This is a genomic window from Microcystis aeruginosa NIES-4325 (genome assembly GCF_008974145.1).
GTDB classification, from domain to species: domain Bacteria; phylum Cyanobacteriota; class Cyanobacteriia; order Cyanobacteriales; family Microcystaceae; genus Microcystis; species Microcystis aeruginosa_G.
In genome coordinates, this window is sequence record NZ_BJKP01000013.1 from 80,256 (window position 1) to 98,853 (window position 18,598).

Annotated in this window: 20 protein-coding genes; 12 read left to right on the forward strand and 8 right to left on the reverse strand. The window is 42.7% G+C overall.

What is annotated here, in order from left to right; genetic code table 11:
• Nucleotides 1-11: 11 nt before the first annotated feature.
• Nucleotides 12-620, reverse strand: a complete 609-nt coding sequence (locus MiAbW_RS09465; RefSeq protein WP_151695919.1) for a DUF1345 domain-containing protein — start codon at nt 618-620, stop codon at nt 12-14.
• A gap of 711 nt (nt 621-1,331) precedes the next feature.
• Between MiAbW_RS09465 and MiAbW_RS09475 the strand changes: the two genes are divergently transcribed.
• The gene (locus MiAbW_RS09475) at nt 1,332-1,886 is read left to right on the forward strand and encodes a hypothetical protein (RefSeq protein WP_151695950.1); all 555 of its coding nucleotides are present in this window, start codon (nt 1,332-1,334) and stop codon (nt 1,884-1,886) included.
• Between the two features lie 290 nt (nt 1,887-2,176).
• Here the strand turns inward: MiAbW_RS09475 and MiAbW_RS09480 are convergent, their stop codons facing one another.
• The gene (locus MiAbW_RS09480) at nt 2,177-2,647 is read right to left on the reverse strand and encodes a DUF4079 domain-containing protein (RefSeq protein WP_002760891.1); all 471 of its coding nucleotides are present in this window, start codon (nt 2,645-2,647) and stop codon (nt 2,177-2,179) included.
• A 266-nt stretch (nt 2,648-2,913) separates the two neighbouring features.
• Between MiAbW_RS09480 and der the strand changes: the two genes are divergently transcribed.
• The 4 genes from der to recQ all read left to right on the forward strand — a co-directional run bounded on the left by der (nt 2,914) and on the right by recQ (nt 8,429).
• Nucleotides 2,914-4,272: a ribosome biogenesis GTPase Der gene (gene der / locus MiAbW_RS09485; RefSeq protein WP_151695921.1), complete on the forward strand. Its 1,359-nt coding sequence runs from the start codon at nt 2,914-2,916 to the stop codon at nt 4,270-4,272.
• 3 nt (nt 4,273-4,275) lie between these two features.
• Nucleotides 4,276-5,151 carry an energy-coupling factor transporter transmembrane component T family protein gene (locus tag MiAbW_RS09490; protein ID WP_151695922.1) on the forward strand — a complete coding sequence of 292 codons (876 nt, stop codon included), beginning with the start codon at nt 4,276-4,278 and terminating at the stop codon, nt 5,149-5,151.
• 452 nt (nt 5,152-5,603) lie between these two features.
• Nucleotides 5,604-6,215 carry a DUF3318 domain-containing protein gene (locus MiAbW_RS09495; RefSeq protein WP_151695923.1) on the forward strand — a complete coding sequence of 204 codons (612 nt, stop codon included), beginning with the start codon at nt 5,604-5,606 and terminating at the stop codon, nt 6,213-6,215.
• A 108-nt stretch (nt 6,216-6,323) separates the two neighbouring features.
• Entirely contained in the window at nt 6,324-8,429 is a 2,106-nt protein-coding gene (recQ, locus tag MiAbW_RS09500) for a DNA helicase RecQ (protein WP_151695924.1), read from the forward strand.
• A 137-nt stretch (nt 8,430-8,566) separates the two neighbouring features.
• Here the strand turns inward: recQ and MiAbW_RS09505 are convergent, their stop codons facing one another.
• Both MiAbW_RS09505 and lnt read right to left on the reverse strand, forming a co-directional pair.
• Nucleotides 8,567-8,809, reverse strand: a complete 243-nt coding sequence (locus tag MiAbW_RS09505) for a hypothetical protein (protein WP_108936261.1) — start codon at nt 8,807-8,809, stop codon at nt 8,567-8,569.
• Nucleotides 8,810-8,868: 59 nt separating this feature from the next.
• Nucleotides 8,869-10,395 (reverse strand): apolipoprotein N-acyltransferase, encoded by a 1,527-nt coding sequence (gene lnt / locus MiAbW_RS09510; RefSeq protein WP_151695925.1) that lies wholly within the window; start codon nt 10,393-10,395, stop codon nt 8,869-8,871.
• Nucleotides 10,396-10,633: 238 nt separating this feature from the next.
• On the opposite strand from lnt, the gene MiAbW_RS09515 reads away from it, so the two are divergent.
• Nucleotides 10,634-11,392, forward strand: coding sequence for a GAF domain-containing protein (locus tag MiAbW_RS09515; protein ID WP_151695951.1), 759 nt, complete (start codon nt 10,634-10,636; stop codon nt 11,390-11,392).
• Between the two features lie 81 nt (nt 11,393-11,473).
• Here MiAbW_RS09515 and MiAbW_RS09520 read toward each other — a convergent pair whose 3' ends face one another.
• Nucleotides 11,474-11,860, reverse strand: coding sequence for a hypothetical protein (locus tag MiAbW_RS09520; RefSeq protein ID WP_002739650.1), 387 nt, complete (start codon nt 11,858-11,860; stop codon nt 11,474-11,476).
• 79 nt (nt 11,861-11,939) lie between these two features.
• On the opposite strand from MiAbW_RS09520, the gene hpsP reads away from it, so the two are divergent.
• The 5 genes from hpsP to MiAbW_RS09545 all read left to right on the forward strand — a co-directional run bounded on the left by hpsP (nt 11,940) and on the right by MiAbW_RS09545 (nt 16,775).
• Nucleotides 11,940-13,151, forward strand: a complete 1,212-nt coding sequence (hpsP, locus tag MiAbW_RS09525) for a hormogonium polysaccharide biosynthesis glycosyltransferase HpsP (RefSeq protein ID WP_151695926.1) — start codon at nt 11,940-11,942, stop codon at nt 13,149-13,151.
• Between the two features lie 311 nt (nt 13,152-13,462).
• Entirely contained in the window at nt 13,463-14,029 is a 567-nt protein-coding gene (locus MiAbW_RS09530) for a glyoxalase-like domain protein (protein ID WP_151695927.1), read from the forward strand.
• Between the two features lie 45 nt (nt 14,030-14,074).
• Complete coding sequence (locus tag MiAbW_RS09535) at nt 14,075-14,416, forward strand: hypothetical protein (protein WP_151695928.1); 342 nt, start codon at nt 14,075-14,077, stop codon at nt 14,414-14,416.
• Nucleotides 14,417-14,444: 28 nt separating this feature from the next.
• Nucleotides 14,445-15,779 (forward strand): flotillin family protein, encoded by a 1,335-nt coding sequence (locus MiAbW_RS09540; RefSeq protein ID WP_151695929.1) that lies wholly within the window; start codon nt 14,445-14,447, stop codon nt 15,777-15,779.
• A gap of 345 nt (nt 15,780-16,124) precedes the next feature.
• Nucleotides 16,125-16,775 carry a TIGR04282 family arsenosugar biosynthesis glycosyltransferase gene (locus tag MiAbW_RS09545; RefSeq protein ID WP_151695930.1) on the forward strand — a complete coding sequence of 217 codons (651 nt, stop codon included), beginning with the start codon at nt 16,125-16,127 and terminating at the stop codon, nt 16,773-16,775.
• Here the strand turns inward: MiAbW_RS09545 and MiAbW_RS09550 are convergent.
• From MiAbW_RS09550 to speD, 3 genes are all read right to left on the reverse strand, one after another.
• Nucleotides 16,737-17,249: a L,D-transpeptidase gene (locus tag MiAbW_RS09550; RefSeq protein ID WP_151695931.1), complete on the reverse strand. Its 513-nt coding sequence runs from the start codon at nt 17,247-17,249 to the stop codon at nt 16,737-16,739. The two genes, MiAbW_RS09545 and MiAbW_RS09550, sit on opposite strands and share 39 nt — an antisense overlap.
• Nucleotides 17,250-17,318: 69 nt before the next feature.
• On the reverse strand, nt 17,319-17,633 hold the full coding sequence (locus MiAbW_RS09555; RefSeq protein ID WP_151695932.1) for a DUF6464 family protein: 315 nt from the start codon (nt 17,631-17,633) through the stop codon (nt 17,319-17,321).
• A 59-nt stretch (nt 17,634-17,692) separates the two neighbouring features.
• Entirely contained in the window at nt 17,693-18,100 is a 408-nt protein-coding gene (gene speD, locus MiAbW_RS09560) for an adenosylmethionine decarboxylase (RefSeq protein WP_002735723.1), read from the reverse strand.
• Between the two features lie 202 nt (nt 18,101-18,302).
• Between speD and MiAbW_RS09565 the strand changes: the two genes are divergently transcribed.
• Nucleotides 18,303-18,587: a type II toxin-antitoxin system RelE/ParE family toxin gene (locus MiAbW_RS09565; RefSeq protein ID WP_151695933.1), complete on the forward strand. Its 285-nt coding sequence runs from the start codon at nt 18,303-18,305 to the stop codon at nt 18,585-18,587.
• Nucleotides 18,588-18,598 lie beyond the last annotated feature (11 nt).

Sequence of the window (18,598 nt, forward strand, 5' to 3'; positions counted from 1 at the left end):
ATCTTTTTTGCTTAGAGTAAATTACCGATCATTCCAAAAATAATAGCAATAATCGAGACGGATAAAAAATAGGAAAGCATCCCGTGGGTTGCTACCAGCTGCCGCATCGCCGTACTATTAATACTGGTATCGGAGGTTTGATAACAAGCCGCCATACAAAAACCTTGATAGAGAAATTCCGTCCAATTAGGTTGATCGCAATCAGGAAAAACTAGCCCTTTACCATCATGATAGTAGCGCACTGCATATTCTTTGCTGTAGATCAGTTGTATGGTTAACCAAGCACTAATAATACCCAGAAAACCACAGGCAAAATGAACGATGGCGTGTTCGGAAGCGATCAGATAAATTAATAGTCCGAAACTGCCGATCGTATACAATAGGGATTCCAGAAATGCCACCCGATGATTGGGAGATTTTAATAGTTCTAACTGCCAGGGGGCAACGCCAGAAATTCTGTAAGCTAGTAACACAATTGCCACTATCAAAGCCGCAAGAAAAGCTAAAACCAGTCGCAGAGTAATTGTCACCGGCAGCATTAAGACAATCAGAGCGACAATTATTTGACAGAGCCAGCGAATTTGAGTATAGCTTGGTTTTCTAGAGGTTTTTTTGACCATAGATCAAAGCAGAATTGTCGCTCACTATTCTCTCACAAAAATCTGTTGGGTAAATAAGGCAATCACTGCTGGTAATTCTTGGCGACTGTACTAAGACTAAATCCTCTTTATAGTCATTTCAGATAAGTCTGATACAGTCTAGGCCGACAAAACCCTTATGAAATCTGGGATTGATATTCTTAATCTTAATTGAAATGACTATAGCGGTAAGCGATTGAGTGAGATACAGACTAAGCTTTGCCTAGCATGGTTTATAGCTCGTGACACTGTACCTCATACGACTGCACACCGCTATATAAAAGCTATGGAAGAGTGGCGAGTGGAGAGCACCAGAGCGCTGGAGCGGGAAGAAGATCGAGCAAATGTCAGCAGAAAGTTGCCACAATCATCTCGTCACACCAGTCAATAAAACGCAGCAGCAATTCTATCTATCCTAGTACAATCGATCAAGAGCTACCAATCGACCAACCGGGAAGAGTTAGCCAATAACCAAATTCAGGCGTGGAGAAGTTTATGTCACTTTTCTGATCAACCCCTGGCAAAAGTCAAAAAGTAATCAATAATGATATGCAAGGGTTAATTATCGCCCCATGGCAAGAGTGCCTCTTGCCTGACTTCCACCAAAAGTCTGTTTTTACCTTCGGGAATTGTCAAAACCGAGATGTAGTTGCTGATTGGACACCACAAAGGCTAAAATACGGAGTGTTATTTATGAGCCATTTATCCCTATCCGAACAGATTACCGATGAACTTTTGGCAATCCTGATCGAAGAAGAAGACACCTATCCCTGGAATGTAACCGCTGTTGAGAGCAATGATCCCTTAGACGTGACAGAAACCCCTTTTTCTCTGTGTGAAGGCTTAGAAGCGACGGCGATCGAGGCACAAGCTCATAGATTCTTTAGCAATTTACACCAAAAATTCCCGACAGTTTCCGTTTCACCCCAGTCTAATATCTTTGATAAATTTGCTTCTTTACTACCAGCCGAACATTTAAATCGTCTAGTAGAAAGTGCTGAAAATCTAGTTAATAGTCAATTAGATGACTTTGATCGCCTTGTTGTTTGTCTTAGCGATCTCTTTCCCCAATGGTCTCTAGAAGATTTAGAGGTTTTTGCCCGTCCCTACGCCTATACTATGCGTAATGGCCAGAGCGAAACTAATATAGACACCGAAAATTGGCAAAGTCTTTCCGAAATTGAACAAATTCGCCGCAGTGCAGCCATTGCCAGCCAGATTTTCTGCGACTTGTCTTCTCCTCAATAGTCATCTCATTTTATTTTGCACCACTACATTAGGTTACAATTCGTATTTTATGAGAAACACTAGCTCTATTTATTTGATTTTTTACTTTTTGTTTCTACCCGTCAGAAAGATTCTATAGCAAAGATCGGGGTGGTTAGGACAATCAATCGCTGAAACCCTTGACCGATAAGAGTTTGAAAATTGAAAGCGTCCTAAATAACCCATTTTTTGCTATATAATTTGTGATTATTTTGAAAGCACTTTTCAGGGTTGGATGCGTCATCAGACGCATCCTATCGGTTGAGAGTTTCTTACATTTTGCTGAGAATACGCTGGACTATATCCATTCCTGTGAAGGCTTGCCAGCCAAAAAGACCTAAAATGACGGCATTAAGGGTAATATGGGTGATTCTCGCCAATTCGTTGCCTTTTTGCATCAAAGGTACTAAAGCGGCACTAATCGAGATTAAACCCACCATCCCTAAACCGGCCAGTAGATGGGGGCCGACAAATAATTTACCGTTATTAATATAAGTCACCGCCATACCTCCGATCGTCCCCAACACCATTAAAGCGAGGATTAGGGAGCCAATTTGATAGTGTTTAGTGCGAAAATCTTTGGGTAATAATTCTTTTTTTAGGTCTTTATCTGCTGTCCGCGTCCGTCGCCATTGTAGCCCCGAATAGAGCGCATAGATAGTTAATCCTAATAAAACCCACATTAAAATGGGATGGCCAAATTGTGACCAAGTTTTTACGGCACTGGGAATCTCGAAGTTCATAGTTGTCTGTTCTCATCAAAGATCGCTTCTTAATAAAAATTAACATGAATCGCTCGCGCTTCCTTGTTTTCTGTGTCATTAGACCTGTCATACTAAATCCCGTTTAAAAGCTATAGGAGAGTGAAGTGTGGGGAGAATAAATAAAAATAGTCTCCTGTCTCCATCACTACTATCTTTGTTCAAACCAACGTTTAAATCAACCAAGGTCGATCGCAAATCGCTATGATAGAATATTGGGTCTTTAATTTCCGTCCCCTCCTCCCTTTATGAAACTGCCTGTCGTCGCTATTATCGGTCGTCCCAATGTGGGCAAATCTACCCTCGTCAATCGTATCGCTGGAGATCAACAGGCGATCGTTTTCGATCAACCCGGGATTACCAGAGATCGCACCTATCAACCAGCTTTCTGGTGCGATCGAGATTTTCAAATTGTCGATACAGGAGGGCTAGTTTTTAACGATGACAGCGAATTTCTCCCTTTAATCCGCGAACAGGCTTTAATCGCCCTAGCAGAGGCAAGTGTGGCGATTTTTGTCGTCGATGGCCAGGCAGGAATTACCGCCGGCGATCGAGAAATTGCCGCTTGGTTACGACAGCAAAATGTCCCGATACTTTTGGCAGTCAATAAATGTGAATCGGTGGAACAGGGTGTCCTGCAAGCGACGGAATTCTGGGAATTAGCCATCGGTGAACCCTTCCCCATCTCAGCTATTCACGGTTCTGGTACGGGCGAACTACTCGATGCGGTGATTAAATATTTGCCACCCGCGGCGGAAATTACCGAAAATGAAGAAATTAAAGTGGCAATTATCGGTCGTCCTAACGTGGGTAAATCCAGTCTCCTCAATGCTTTAACCGGACAACAACGGGCGATCGTTAGTCCGATTTCAGGAACCACCAGAGACTCGATCGATACTTTAATTGAACGAGAAGGACAGGTTTATCGGTTAATTGACACCGCCGGCATTCGCCGTAAGAAGAATGTGGACTATGGAGCCGAATTTTTCAGCATTAACCGTGCTTTTAAGGCAATTCGCCGGTCTGACGTGGTGCTATTCGTCATCGATGTGCTAGATGGTGTCACCGAACAAGATTTAAAATTGGCGGGACGAATCATTGAAGAAGGGCGCGCGGTGGTGCTAGTGGTCAATAAATGGGATGCGGTGGAGAAAGACACCTACACCATCAATACTTACACCAAAATGCTCCAAGATCGGCTGTATTTTATGGATTGGGCAGAAATGATCTTTGTCAGCGCCATGACGGGGCAAAGAGTCACTAAAATCCTCGAATTAGTCGATATTGCCGCCGAATCTCACCGTCGTCGCGTCAGTACCTCGGTAATCAACGATGTGATCGAAGATGCGGTTAAATGGCACAATCCCCCCACCACCAGGGGCGGAAAACAGGGGAAACTATACTATGGCACGCAAGTATCGAGTCAACCCCCCACCATCGCCCTTTTCGTTAACGATCCCCAGCGCTTTAATGATAATTATCGCCGTTACATCGAAGGGCAATTCCGACAACAGTTAGGCTTTAAAGGAACCCCGATCCGCTTAATCTGGCGCGGCAAACCGGCGCGAGAAGTGGAAAAAACGGTTAATAGAGCCACCAAGGTCTAATTTATGGATTTATTGCGAAGTTTGCCCATCGGTCTTTATCTCGATCAACCGATTACCCGACTACATCAACTAGATGCCCGGGTAAAATTTATCTGGTTAATGGCTTTTTTAGCAGCACCTTTATTAGCTAATGCTTGGTGGCGTTTAGCTTTGGTGGGGTTGTTAATGTTGTTAACCCTGCTGGCCCCTATTCCCCCCCGGGTCTGGCGGCAACAGATGGGCTGGCTGATATTTTTAGCGATTATCGTCTTTCTGATTACTGCTATCACTCCCGATGGTTTAGCAGTGAGTATTCAGCCGCGTTTACCAGAGGAAGGGCTGAATTTACCGCCAGCAAGTGATTATCAGTATGTTTTATGGGATAGAGGCCGTTTATTTGTTACCCGACGTTCTTTGGAATTAGCGGTGAGAATTAGTACCCTAATTTTTACTTTAATTTATAGCACTAATCTCTTTTTGTTGACGACAGCCCCGGAAGAAATTACCGAAGGTTTAGAGAATTTAATCAGTCCTTTACGGCGATTTAATGTGCCGGTGACGGAAATTTCTCTGACTCTTACCCTGTCTTTGCGCTTTATTCCTCTGGTTTTAGAAGAAGTGCAAAATCTAGCTAGGGCGGTGCGAACTAGGGCGATCGATTGGCAAAAATTAGGGATTAAAAGGAGTTTAAACGTCTGGTTAACAGTAGTGGAAAAATTACTAGATAATTTGCTTTTGCGCGCTGAACAAATAGCGATCGCTATGGAGGTTCGCGGTTTTACCAGTCCCAATCAGCATCAAGTGCGCTGGCACCAATTACAGTTAAGATGGGCTGATTTTATCGCTTTATTTTTGTTAATTCCCTTTTGGGCAGCCCGATTAGTTTGGGGAGGGTTATAGCAGTGATAAGTTATCAGTTAATATCGAGGGTATCGTCCCCGAATATCAAGAAAAAGTCTTCGAGGTTTTTCAGATACTAAATTCCCGAGATAAAACAGAAAATACAGGCATAGATATATCAATTATAAGAAAAATTTCTTGATAGTCAAGGAGAAAGTATCTGGGTAGAATACTCAGCAGGTGAAGGGGCAACTTTTGATTTTACTTGGCACAAAAATCTTCCTAGTTAGCTGATAACTAATCGTGTAAAATTAAATACTACATCCTGTTTAAAAGGCATAGCAGAGTAGTAAGTGGGGAGAAGCGATTTTTGTCCCCTTGTCCCTTCCGTCCGCAAACCCCAGCGTTTTTCCTCTCTTAACAAAACTCAACTTTGAGAAAATTGTCGGAAAAGAGATATTAACTCAGAAAGCGATTATACTCAATGATCGAAGACTATTGGCTGGCGATCGATGAACCAAGACAACGAGATTAGTCATTTACTAGACCTCATGCCTGCTTCGGGACGGATGATGACGCGCATTGTCAGCAAACCCGAAAGCACCAAGGTAATCGAAACTAATTTTCCCCTGCCCTGGCAAAGAGGAGTCAGACCGATTCCAATTAATTTTGACCTCTGGCGGCAATTATCAAGATTCCAACGGGATTTAGTCTTGTTAAGGGCCGTCTGTGTTTTAACGGCAGTAAAATGGTTTAAACCCGATCTCGATCAAGTAATTGCTCTGGCTGGTATGATCGGTTTAACCGTGGAAACCCTGCAAACCGATGCCGTCGGTATGGCAGTAGCGGGGGGGTTAACTGCCTTGGCAATTAACCGGATTTGGCGAGAAAAACGCAGCCCCCAACGGGAATTAGACGCGGACGAAGCAGCCATAAAAGTGGCCGTTAGACGCGGTTATACGGAAACCGAGGCCGCCAAAAGTTTATTATCGGCTATTGAGACTATAGCTGAAATTGAAGGGCGATCGAGTCTCAATTTTAACGAGTTATTGCGCTGTCAAAATCTGAAAAAATTAGCCAATCTCTCCTTTGTGGGTGTTCCCGATCAGGTGAGACAATCTTAAAGTCAGTTGTTTTGGCTCTCAGTTTTCTTTTTACTGATTACCGAACACTGACTATTTAAATCCCTAACCTTAAAATAACTGCCATAAAAATATTTTTCTCCTTGCTCAATGGCTGCAATTGACTCTTTAGAAAAAGCCTTAAAATATCACTTTGGCTACGATCAATTTCGATCGAATCAACGCCAAATAATTGAGGCTGCCTTAAATAATCAGGATTTATTAGTAATTATGCCCACCGGAGGCGGTAAATCTCTCTGTTTTCAGCTACCTGCTTTAATCAAAAAAGGGGTGACGGTGGTGGTTTCTCCCCTAATTGCTTTAATGCAGGATCAAGTAACTGCTTTAGCTGATAATGGCATCGGGGCAACATTTCTCAATAGCACCTTAAACACTAAACAAGTCAGAGACAGAGAATCTTTAATCCTGCAAGGAAAAATTAAACTGTTATATGTCGCCCCAGAAAGATTATTATCGCCTAGTTTTTTAGATTTTTTAGCTGTTATTGATAATTACCTCGGTTTAGCCTGTTTAGCGGTGGATGAAGCTCACTGCGTCTCCGATTGGGGCCATGATTTTCGCCCTGAATATCGACAAATTAAACAAGTACGTCAACGCTTTCCCTCCGCACCAATTCTGGCTTTAACTGCCACCGCTACCCAACAGGTTAGGGAAGATATTATTCAACAATTAGGATTGCGAGATACTTCCATTCATATTGCTAGTTTTAATCGTCCTAATCTTTATTATGAAGTTCAACCTAAAACCAGTAAATCTTATCAGCAATTGTATCAATATATTAAAGGACAAAAAGGAGCAGGAATAGTTTACTGTATCAGTCGCAAAACCGTCGATCAAGTTGCCGAACAGTTACAAAAAGATGGTATTAATGCCCTACCCTATCATGCCGGTATGGATGATCGGGAAAGAAGCGAAAATCAAACCCGTTTTATTCGGGATGATGTGCAGATTATGGTGGCGACAATTGCCTTCGGTATGGGGATTAATAAACCGGATGTGCGCTTTGTCGTTCATTATGATTTACCCCGCAATTTAGAGGGATATTATCAAGAATCTGGCCGCGCCGGTAGGGACGGGGAACCAGCTAAATGTACCCTCTTTTTTAGCTTTGCCGATGCCAGAAAAATTGAGTATTTTATTAACCAAAAAACCGAGCAAAATGAACAACAGAAAGCACGTCAACAATTGCGACAGGTGTTAGATTATGCCGAAGGGACTGAATGTAGAAGATCGAGTGTACTAGGCTACTTTGGAGAAAGTTTTGCTGGTAACTGTGATAACTGTGATAACTGTCGGAATGGGAACAATTCTGAGGATTGGACAATCCAGGCACAAAAATTTTTATCCTGTGTGGCGCGGACGGGACAGAAATTCGGTATGATGCACATAATCAACGTACTCAGGGGAGGAAAAGGTGAAAGAATCACCCAATATCAACATCATTTATTATCCACCTATGGCATCGGTAAAGATAAAACTGTGCAGGAGTGGAAACGTTTAAGTCGTTCCCTTGTCCAGCAAAATCTACTGGTAGAAACTGAAGACGATTTTAGAATCTTGAAACTTAATCAACACAGTTGGGAAGTGATGCGGAAAGAACGTTCCGTGTTTATTGCCGTCCCCCAAAAAGCTAACGGTCAAATCTTGGGAGACGACAATCCCAATACGCTGGAAAGTGATTTATTATTCGATCGCTTGCGGCAATTGCGGAAGAAAATTGCCGATAGTCAAGGGATTCCTCCCTACGTTATTTTCCATGATTCTAGCCTGCGTTTGATGGCCGAATCAAAACCCCGTAGTTTAGAGCAGTTTCGTCAAATTTCTGGAGTAGTACAAAGCAAAGTTCAACAGTATGGGGATATATTTATAGCGGCAATTAATGATTTTTGTCAGGATAGTCTTCCCTCTACTCAATTCCTCACTCTCCAATACTATCAAGATGGTTTGACTGCGGAAGAAATCGCTCGCAAAAGAAGCTTAAAAGTCTCAACCATCTATGAACATTTAGCTAAATTGCTGGAAGCTGGTTACGAAATTGATATTAATCAGTTAGTTTCTAAGAATAAACAGGAATATATTCGTTTAGCGATCAAAAAAGTGGGCGTTCAATCCCTGAAAACTCTCAAGGAAAATCTGGGAGATAATTATAGTTATGAGGAAATTAAATTAGTTGTTGCTTGGCAAAGACGACTTTAAAAGCTATAGGAGATGGCGAATTATAAATTATGAATTATGAAGTGGGGAAGTGGGGAAGTAGGGGAGTTTTTTCAGTAAACAGTGAACTGATAACTGATAACTGATAACTGATAACTGACAACTGAATTAAGCAAACCCTATTTAGGGGACAAGCGTTCTTGTATTTTATTAATCGCCCAGCTGAAAATCGCCCCCGCAATTAAAATACTAATAGCAGGATTGAATAGGGGCAGCCAAAGACGCTGAAAAAGTTTAAACCCTAGGGGAATTCCTGTGGATTCACCGATAACAGCCACGGCAAACCAGAGAAAACCCGCTATCACTAAAAACACATCAAATATTAAGATTCTATTCAACCACTTGACAAATTGCTCTTTCATTGCAGCAAAAACTTAGGTTATTTAACAGTTTATTTACGAAAAAGTATAGCACTGTCACCTTAATCCCAAGCTCTCCAGAGCCAAGCTAGTCCAGCAGTCATGATTAAAACTTTAGTTAACCAATCTCCCCAGCGCACATATAAAGTTCTCGTATCCCGTCGATAAATTGTTTCGCTATGGATTTGATATTTATCCAAATCCGATAGCCAAAGGTGATTACCGTGGGGATCGACAAAAGCAGAATAACCTGTATTGGTGGCCCGGGCCATCCATCGATCGGTTTCGATCGCTCGCATGGTATCCTGAGCATGGTGTTGAGCGGGCATGGCGTGGCTATAATGGGCGTTATTAGAAGCAGTAATAATAAATTCGCCTCCTCTGGCAGTTTGACGGCGAAAATGTTCGGAAAAAGCTGACTCGTAACAAATGCCCACAATTATTTTACCGAAAGGACTGTCAATAATTTGAGCGGGATCTCCCGGTATTAAGTGCGCTTGCAAGGGAGAAAGGCGATCAACAATTCCGCCCAAAATTTCCTGAAAAGGAACGTATTCGCCTAAAGGCACTAGAATTACTTTATCATACCGACTAATCACCTGTCCTTCGCCATCAATGGTCAAGAGACTATTGCTATAACCCTTGTCCACCTTGCCGAATGCACCTAACCAGATCGGCGTTTTTTTCGCTAAAATTGCCGAATAAATCGAGCTATTATTGACTAAGTTCTCCCAATAGTAGGGTAAGGCGGTTTCAGGAGTTAAGACGGCATCTACTCCTTGATCGGCGAGAATTTGATAACCAGAGGTGTAACCTTCGAGGGCCTTTTGAAATCCTAGGGGCGAAAGTTTGATCGTGTTGGGAATATTGCCCTGAATTACGCCAATTTTTATCCCTAAATCCCTTGACTTTTCGATCGGTTTATGGTATGTGTTCCATCCCCAGAGATGGAGGCTAAAACAAATAAGTAGGGGTAAAGATAGAAAAGCGAGATTTTGCCGCGATTGACGGATTAGGAGCAAGCTTTCGGCGATTAAACCATTAACTACCACAATTGCCGCCGTTACCGTCGTAAAACCCGATAATTTGCCCAATTGCAGAATCAATAAATTATGGGGACTTTGACTATAAGCAAGGGTAGTCCACCAGAGAGGGGATTGACTCCAGAGAGATTCTAACCCACACCAGAGAGCAGTGCCGATGAAAACCCGTAGGAGAGCATCCCGAAAAGATGACTGATTAACACTTTTGTTGACATAAAACATAACTAACGTCCAAGTTAGCACGATCGCCGTTCCCCAAAAAGTGATAAACAACCAACAAAACAGGGCAATTAACAAACTAGCTAACCAGGGGACACCCATCCACGTCATCGGGTGAATTCCCGTGATCCAGAATAAAGCGAGGCCATGGTAGGCAAAACCCCAGCCAAAACCGTATAAAAGCTGTTTTTTTAGGGATTTTTCCGCTAATCTCACAATAATCCACAGGGGGACGAGAGAAATCCAAGCGAGTAACCACCAAGAAACTGGCGCTACTGTTAACCCCATCCCCACACCGGCCAAAATTGCCCAGAGAAAACGCAACATCTTTCACTCCAGTCAGGTTGAACTGGTCTGACCTACTAGATCTCAGAGTAGCCAGAGGGAAGACAAAAAACAAGAGAGACACAGAAGTTTTGGCTACATCTACAATAGAGCAGTTAACGAGTAAAAAAGCACCTCGATCAGATGCTATGGCAAGCTATAGACTCAGATAAACAAGGAGATGGGGAATGTCACCCTCACCCTAAAAGCCTAAACTCGGACTGAATAAATGATTGAATACATGGATAATTTTAACCCCAAATTAACGGCTCTGGCTCTTGTCTTGAATGTTGGGGAAAATCTCGAAGATATTTTTGGGAAAATAGCTAGTATAAGTGCTCATCAATTGCGAGCGCAGCGCTGTTCAATCCTGTTAAGCTCTCCACAGGAATTAAAAGGGGAAATTACCGATTATCTAGAAGTTTTTGCCCATTATGATGATCTATCACCTTTAGCCGATCAAGAAATAATTAAACTCGATCAAGCTATTGCCAGCACTATAGCGGCGACAGGGAAACCTTTACTAATTAAAGATATCACTCGATCGCCATTTGCCAGTACAGCCCGTTATCCCAAAAGATCAAATAATAATAGTTTTATATCCGTACCGATTATCCTAAACGAGCAGGTAATTGGAGTAATTAATCTCAGTTTTCCCCTAGATAAAAAACATTTTGAACCATTAGATTTAGAAATCTTGCAGTTATTCGCTCAACAGGCGGCCCAATCCCTGCAAATTTTTCATTTGCAAGGGATATTAAAATCTCGTTTTGTGACTATGGCAGTGACTAGAGAAATAGCAGAAATTCAGTCCGAACATTCGATCGCTGTCCATCCTTATCCCCCGAAATTAGCCAAAATTGTCGCTAAGGCTTTTTTTAAAGAATTAACTCAGGCCGGTTTTGGTACCCATCAAGTTATTGAGATTGCCAATGAGGTTTTGAATTTACTACAAAAGACTCTTAATAAACATAAAAATCGTCTGGAAGGAAAAGATTGAGCTATAATCAAGGGTTAAAATCGACTAACTTGTCCCCCCCGTGCAGTCCCAAGGAGTAATTGAGATAGTTAACAGCTTAATTTACTGATTGCCGCTGCCATCCTGCCGTCCTAATTCATAGACACCAGAGGCAACACAGGCGAGAATACCGACACTAATCGGCCAACTTTTTCCTAAACTAATCTCAATTAACCAATCGGAGAACCCGCCGAGAATGAGAAAGGGAATAATACTAAAGATAGAGGCATAAAAAGCATTTTGGGATTCTCTTGCGACGCGAGTTTTTTCAAACTCCTCTAGGGAAGTATAGAGGAAACGCTCGGCAAAATTAAACCAGCGATAGAAAATTTCTATAAACCAATTTCGTACCCCAGCTAACCCCAAATATAATGCTAAAGACCAGAGACAGCTACCGGCAATAAAGGCCGGGGAAATATTGATAGTGAAGGGCAGAAAGTCGATTACCATAAATGAGAGCCACAGAAGTGGTAAATTTGAGCGAACGGCTCGATCGATCTTAACAAGTCTTGGCCTTTGTACCAAAAAGATGAAAATTCTTCAGATTGTTCCTTCGATTTCCCTTGTTTACGGTGGCCCCAGTCAAATGGTACTCGGTTTGTCAGCAGCCTTGGCGCAACTAGGCCAAGAGGTGACTATTATTACCACCGATTCCAATGGTGACACGGGACAAGCACCCCTAGATGTGCCTTTAGGGGTCCCTGTTAGTCAAAATGGCTATCAAATCTATTTTTTTCGCTGTTCTCCCTTTCGGCGCTATAAATTTTCCATTGATCTGTTTACTTGGTTGGCTAATAGGGCAAAAGATTACGATATCGCCCATATTCACGCTTTATTCTCCCCTGTGAGCAGTATATCGGCTTCGATCGCTCGTTATCATCAACTGCCCTATATTCTCCGTCCCCTAGGCACCCTCGATCCGGCAGATTTGCAAAAAAAACGGCAACTTAAACAAATATATGCCAATTTTCTGGAAAAACCCAATTTAGCGGCGGCGGCGGCAGTTCATTTTACCAGTCAGCAGGAGTGTCAAACTGCCGAAAGATTTAATATAACAACGAAAGATATTATCATCCCCCTAGGGGTAGATTTTTTTAACCCACAAGCTTTACCAGTAGCCGGTTTTGATCTTCCCGAAAATAAACCGATCATCCTCTATATGTCCCGTCTTGATCCGAAAAAAGGTCTAGATCTACTGCTGCCCAGTTTAGAAAGGTTGTTAGAAAAGGGACTAGATTTTCATTTTGTCTTAGCAGGAGGCAATCCCCAGAATCGAGACTATGAAAATCGGATTAAAAATCAGATCGAGCGGTCAATATTGGGCAAAAATACGACAATTACCGGATTTGTCACCGGAGAAGTCAAAAATAGCCTCCTCGCTAGGGCCGATTTATTTGTTTTACCTTCCTACTATGAAAATTTTGGCATCGCAGTGGCAGAAGCTATGGCTGCCGGAATTCCTGTGGTGATCTCGGATCGAGTGGATCTGCATCCTGCGGTGGCAGCAGCGGCTGCGGGATGGGTGACAGCTTGTCAGCTTGAGGATTTAACTAATACTTTGGCAACGGCTATCACTAATCCTGAAATTCGCCAGCAAAGGGGGAAAAATGCCAGGGATTTAGTCTTAAATCAATATAGTTGGTCGGCGATCGCCGACCAGATGCTAACTGTCTATCAAAATTTAGTCGGCACTATCGATCGTCCCCGACTTGATCGAAGTCACAGACGGATTAAAATTTAGGCCATCAGGATAACCAGCACTAAAAATGCCAGTAGGGTTAAACCTGATTGCAGAAAGACGGGAAGCGCAAAAGAATTCATAACAGTCGCTCACTTTCTAGGGATGGCTCTACCTCCACTATACGCTTTCATCTCCGCTCATTCCTCATATTTTCCTCCCCAATGTCATCATCCCATCATTTATTCATCCCATAGGAGCATTTTAATACAAACGTACGGAACTTAGTCACTCCCCACCCTGTTAACTTAAGTTTCAGCGTCGTGATTATAATTAGGGAATGATAGAAATTCTTAGGCAATAGGATCACATCAGTGTTGATAAATCATCTTTTCTTCGGCGCTTTCCTACCCCTTGATACTCTCCTGTCCACCCAGGGGATTATGGTTATGCTTCTGGCCGCTTATGCCTTAGCCATGTGGATGTTTCTAACTAGCGCCCCAAAAGTTCATACAATCATGGTGACAGACTTGGAGACAGCCCGACAATTTTATGAAGGACTTTTAAATTTACCCACGGCCGATGTTCCCCTCCATTACTATTACAATTATGAGCAGACGATGGGCAATAATATGATTGACCCATTTTATATGTCTAGTAATCCGGCTGTGACTACTGCCAACCCTTCTTTGGGAGATCAACCCCAGGGTTTATGGTATCAGTTAAAGAAAAATACCCAACTGCATATCGTTGCTGGAGCAACCTCGGGTTATAAGGATCGTCATCGTCACGTTTGTTTTGATCACGATTGTTTAGAACAAATTCTGATGCGGGTGGAATCACGACGCTTAAAGTATAAAGTTCGTCGCAATAAACCTTTAAATTTTTTGGTCAAAGATAATGCCGATCGCGTGATTGAAATGGCTGAAGTCTCGAATTAGTTAACAATTAGATTGGGGGCAACCATAACGGTAAATAACTCAACTATGAATGCTCAACTGCTCACAATCGTTTTAATTTCTTTAGGGGTAGGTATTGGTTTGGCTATTCTACTCCTAATTTTAGTCAAGTTAAGACGCTACAACCAACAGGTAAATAGTATCGTCGATTATCACTCTCTCATCGGTTTAATCGGAGTTGTTCAAATCCCCTTCGATAAAAATAGTAAGGGGAAAGTACGAGTTAATGTCGGAGATAGTCTAATCGATGTAGTAGCGATAACGGAAGGGGAAGAACAATTTAATGTCGGTGATAAAGCATTTATTCTCAATTTCCAGGACAATAAAGTTTTAGTGATTGCGGAAAAGTATATCAGAGGCGATTTTTAATTTCTTCTAGACCAAAGGGTAACTAACTATGAATAGTCAAAATAATTCCTATCTTATCCAAATCAATCCCAATCAATACGACAACAATAATAACAACAGCGCTGCCAATTTGTTATTGAATAGTGTTCCCATTGCTTTATTGATATTTTTCGGGATTGGTGCGATTTGGTTTGTCAATTCTTTTTTGTGTATTTGTAAACCCAATGAAGTGGTCATACTGAGTGGGATGAAACGCAAATCAAAAGATAGACAGGATGCCGGTTATCGAGTGGTATCGGGGGGGCGGGCGATTCGTATTCCAATTTTAGAAACCGTTAAACGCATGGATGTCACCACAACCCCGATCAGAATCGAGATTAAAAATGCCTATTCTAAGGGTAATATTCCCCTGAATATAGTGGCAATTGCTAACGTAAAAGTTAGTTCTAACCCAGAAATAGTCGGCAATGCGATCGAACGTTTTTTAGACCGAGATCGAGAAGAAATTGTTCGCGTAGCTAAAGAAACTTTAGAAGGAAACCTGCGGGGTGTAGTTGCAACAATGACCCCCGAACAAGTGAACGAAGATCGCCTAAAATTTGCAGAAAGTATTACCAGTAACGTCAGTAAAGATCTGTTAAAACTCGGTTTAGAAATTGATACTCTCAAAATTCAAAATGTTGCCGATGAAGTGGATTATCTTAACTCCCTGGGACGGGAAAGAATCGCTTTAGTCATGCGTGATGCTGAAATTGCCGAATCAAATGCCCTCAATGAAGCTGAACAAATAGCAGCGGAATGTGAGGAACAGGCAACCGTAGCTAAAACTCGCGATCAAATTATCATTTTAGAGCAAGAAAACGAATTGAGAAAGTTAAAGGCAAAACTAGAACAACAGGCCAAATCGGAAGAAGAAATAACTATCGCCGCCGCTAAGGAAAAACGTGCTATAGTTGAAGAAAAATTGCAACAGGTCAGGGCAGAATTGGAAAGATTACGTCTCCAAGCAGATGAAGTTTTACCCGCAGAAGCGCAGCAGGAAGCCGAAACTTTCCGCGCTAGAGGACAAGCAGCAATTTTTGAAGAAAATGCCAAAGCTGAAGCCTTGGTTAACGAATTATTTGCGGAAGTTTGGCAAAACACCGGCAGCGAAGCATCAGCAATTTTCTTGATTCAACAGTTAGAAACTATCCTAGAAGAAGCGATCAAAATTCCTAAACGCCTACACCTCGATCGAGTTAATATCGTTGATAATGGTGATGGTAAATCCCTCGCTACCCTGATTAAAGTCTATCCCGAAATCGTCAATCAATTCCTCGCCAGTGTCCATCAAACCCTAGGTATTGATGTCGTTGGAACTCTCACCAATAAAATTGAAAAATAGCAATCAAAAAGGTAGCATCTCATTTATGCAAGCGAGTAATTATACTTGTCCCTAAAACTGGTTTCTAGCAAGGGGGTTCTTCTCGACTCTGTGTGATAAGTTTAAATTATATAAGAGCGATCAATCTTTGTGTCCTTTGTGTCTTTGTGGTTCGTTCCACTCGGTCCCGCGTAGCGAGCGCGTTGGAACCGCCAGCAGGACTGTATCTTAGAATACATTTTACCCACCAAACCCAAGAGAGCCAAATAATCTATACTAAGCCAATAAGGCCTGTTTTATTGGGTTTTGTGCCTCCTATTGACAGTCTGCTCAAACTAATAATTAATATCATCGTCGCAATCACTCGTGGACTGGAGACAACAACTAATTATTTTTACCCGTTACCCGGAATTGGGGAAAGTAAAAACCCGTATGATTCCAGCCTTGGCAGCCGAGGGAGCCGAAGAATTACACCGCAAACTGGCCGAATATACTCTTAGTAAATTAGCGGGTTTGAGGAATTTTCTCTCCCTGATCATTTACTACCATGGCGGCAGCGAGGAGAAAATGCGTACTTGGTTAGGTGAGCATTATTGCTATCATTCTCAACGGGGACAAGACTTAGGAGAAAAGATGCAAAATGCTTTTGCCGATGGTTTTACTCAAGGGATGACAGCGATCGCTATTATTGGCACAGATTGCCCAGAAATCGGGGAAAAAGAGATTTTAGCAGCCTTTGAAGCCCTAAAAACCCACGATATGGTTTTAGGGCCAGCGCTAGATGGAGGATACTACCTAATTGCTTTAAAACAGGTCTTTCCAGAGCTTTTTGACGGTATTCCCTGGGGAACGGGGGAAGTCTTGGCAAAAACTCAAACAATCGCCGCTAAACTGGCTTTAAAAACCGCTTATCTGCCTAAATTAGCCGATATTGATCGCCCGGAAGACCTGCCTATCTTAAAAAAATACCTGCCGGAATTAAGGTTGAACGATGACAGGGGTTCCCACGCGGACTAAATCAAACAACACTTTCACATCCCGATTCCGCATCCGCACACAACCATGGGAAGCGGCACTACCGAGGGAATTTTCTGCGGGGGTGCCGTGAAAACCGATGGAATTTTTGCCGTCAGTCCAAAAACCGATCCATCTTTCCCCTAGGGGACTATTGGGACCAGGGGCGCTGACTTTTCCTGTCCAGGGACTTTTCCAGACGGGATTGCGAACTAATTCCCGCACTTCAAATTTACCGGTGGGGGTTTCCCAGCCTTTTTTGCCGACGGCGACGGTAAATTGCGCTAAAACTTGCTTATCTTGATAAACGTAAACTTTTCTCTCTTTCAGTTTTAGGACCAGATGGGTGGCGAGAGTTTGATTGACCGCCGTATTCGGGGTGACGGTGCTGATTTGGTTAGCTTGGGCCGGATATACGGGTAAACAAGTTAATCCTAATCCGATAATTAAGAGGGTCAAATTTCGTTGGAACCCCATTCTTCCCACACTCCTCAATTGCGATAGCGATAATTTTTAAGGATAGCAAATAGGGAACTTTTTGGAACTTCAAGCCGTCCGTCCTGTGCCAGTTTTAGCTTCGTACTGCTGACAACCTTCACAAGGACCCGGGGGATTAACCGCACAACGCAAATGGGGGGAATAGGCATTAAAACGACAACTAATATCACCAATAAAGGCCAGTTTATTTTCTGTCCCTAGAGGGATTGACAAAAAATCACTGGCCGTCACCGTGCTGTATTCGTGACGATAGCGAATCCCTCTCAAACGGTTGCTTAATCTCTGTTGGGATCGGTTAATTAACCAGAGACTAACGAGAGAGGGAAAGATGGCAAGGATAAAAACAAAGGTTATCCTGATCACGATTTCAGTTTAGGCGATTGCCAGTGATGCTCACTTATTATTAAGGCCGGCCCTAGAAATTAGGCCATAACCAGGGAAGACTTGAGGGGTTCTTCCTTTTTGCTTTCATAAACTGCCCCAGAACTGGGGAATCCTCTGGTTAGTTCGCGCACTTTAATCTCACCTGCTTGCAGGGATTTGGTCAAAATTTCCATGGCAACCACGGGTTTACCCGCACCACAGAAGAATAAATCGGCGGCGAAATAGCCGTGTTCAGGCCAGGTGTGGATCGCGATATGAGATTCAGCTAAAGTCGCCGTCGCGGTAACTCCGTGGGGACTGAACTGGTGGACACACAAATCGATCAGCGTTGCTTCTCCTGCCGTAATTCCATCGAGGATAGCGCGACGAATGCGCTCAGGATCGTTGAGGAGGTCAGCAGGTACTTGCCAAGCATCGACAATCAAATGGGTTCCCAGTTTGGTCATTTTTTTTTCAATACTCCCTATCGAAAAACCTTCACAGATTTACCACTATAACACAATTTTTCTAACTTGTGCAAAAAAAAATCAGGTTTTTCTCGGTTACTTTCTCTAAAAACTGGGACAGAACAGTGTGTGGGGAGATAGGGATATGGGCGAAGGCTTACTTCTGCTTGACAATAGTATCGTTAGGCGTTAGGATTTGATCATGATCGTCAATTTCAAGTCCGAAGAGACTAAGCTCATTTTCGAGGGGTTTCAGTCTCGTCACTATCCCTCTGATATTCAGTCGGTCGCTCTACGAAAACTGCTAATCCTTGCAGCGGCGGTATCGATCAATGATCTGCGTGTCCCACCGGGTAATCGGTTGGAGAAGTTGCAGGGCGATCATCAGGGACAGTACAGCATCCGTATTAATGACCAATGGAGAATTTGCTTCATTTGGACTGATGAAGGGAATGCTGATCAGGTAGAGATAGTGGACTACCACTAAAATTAGCTAAA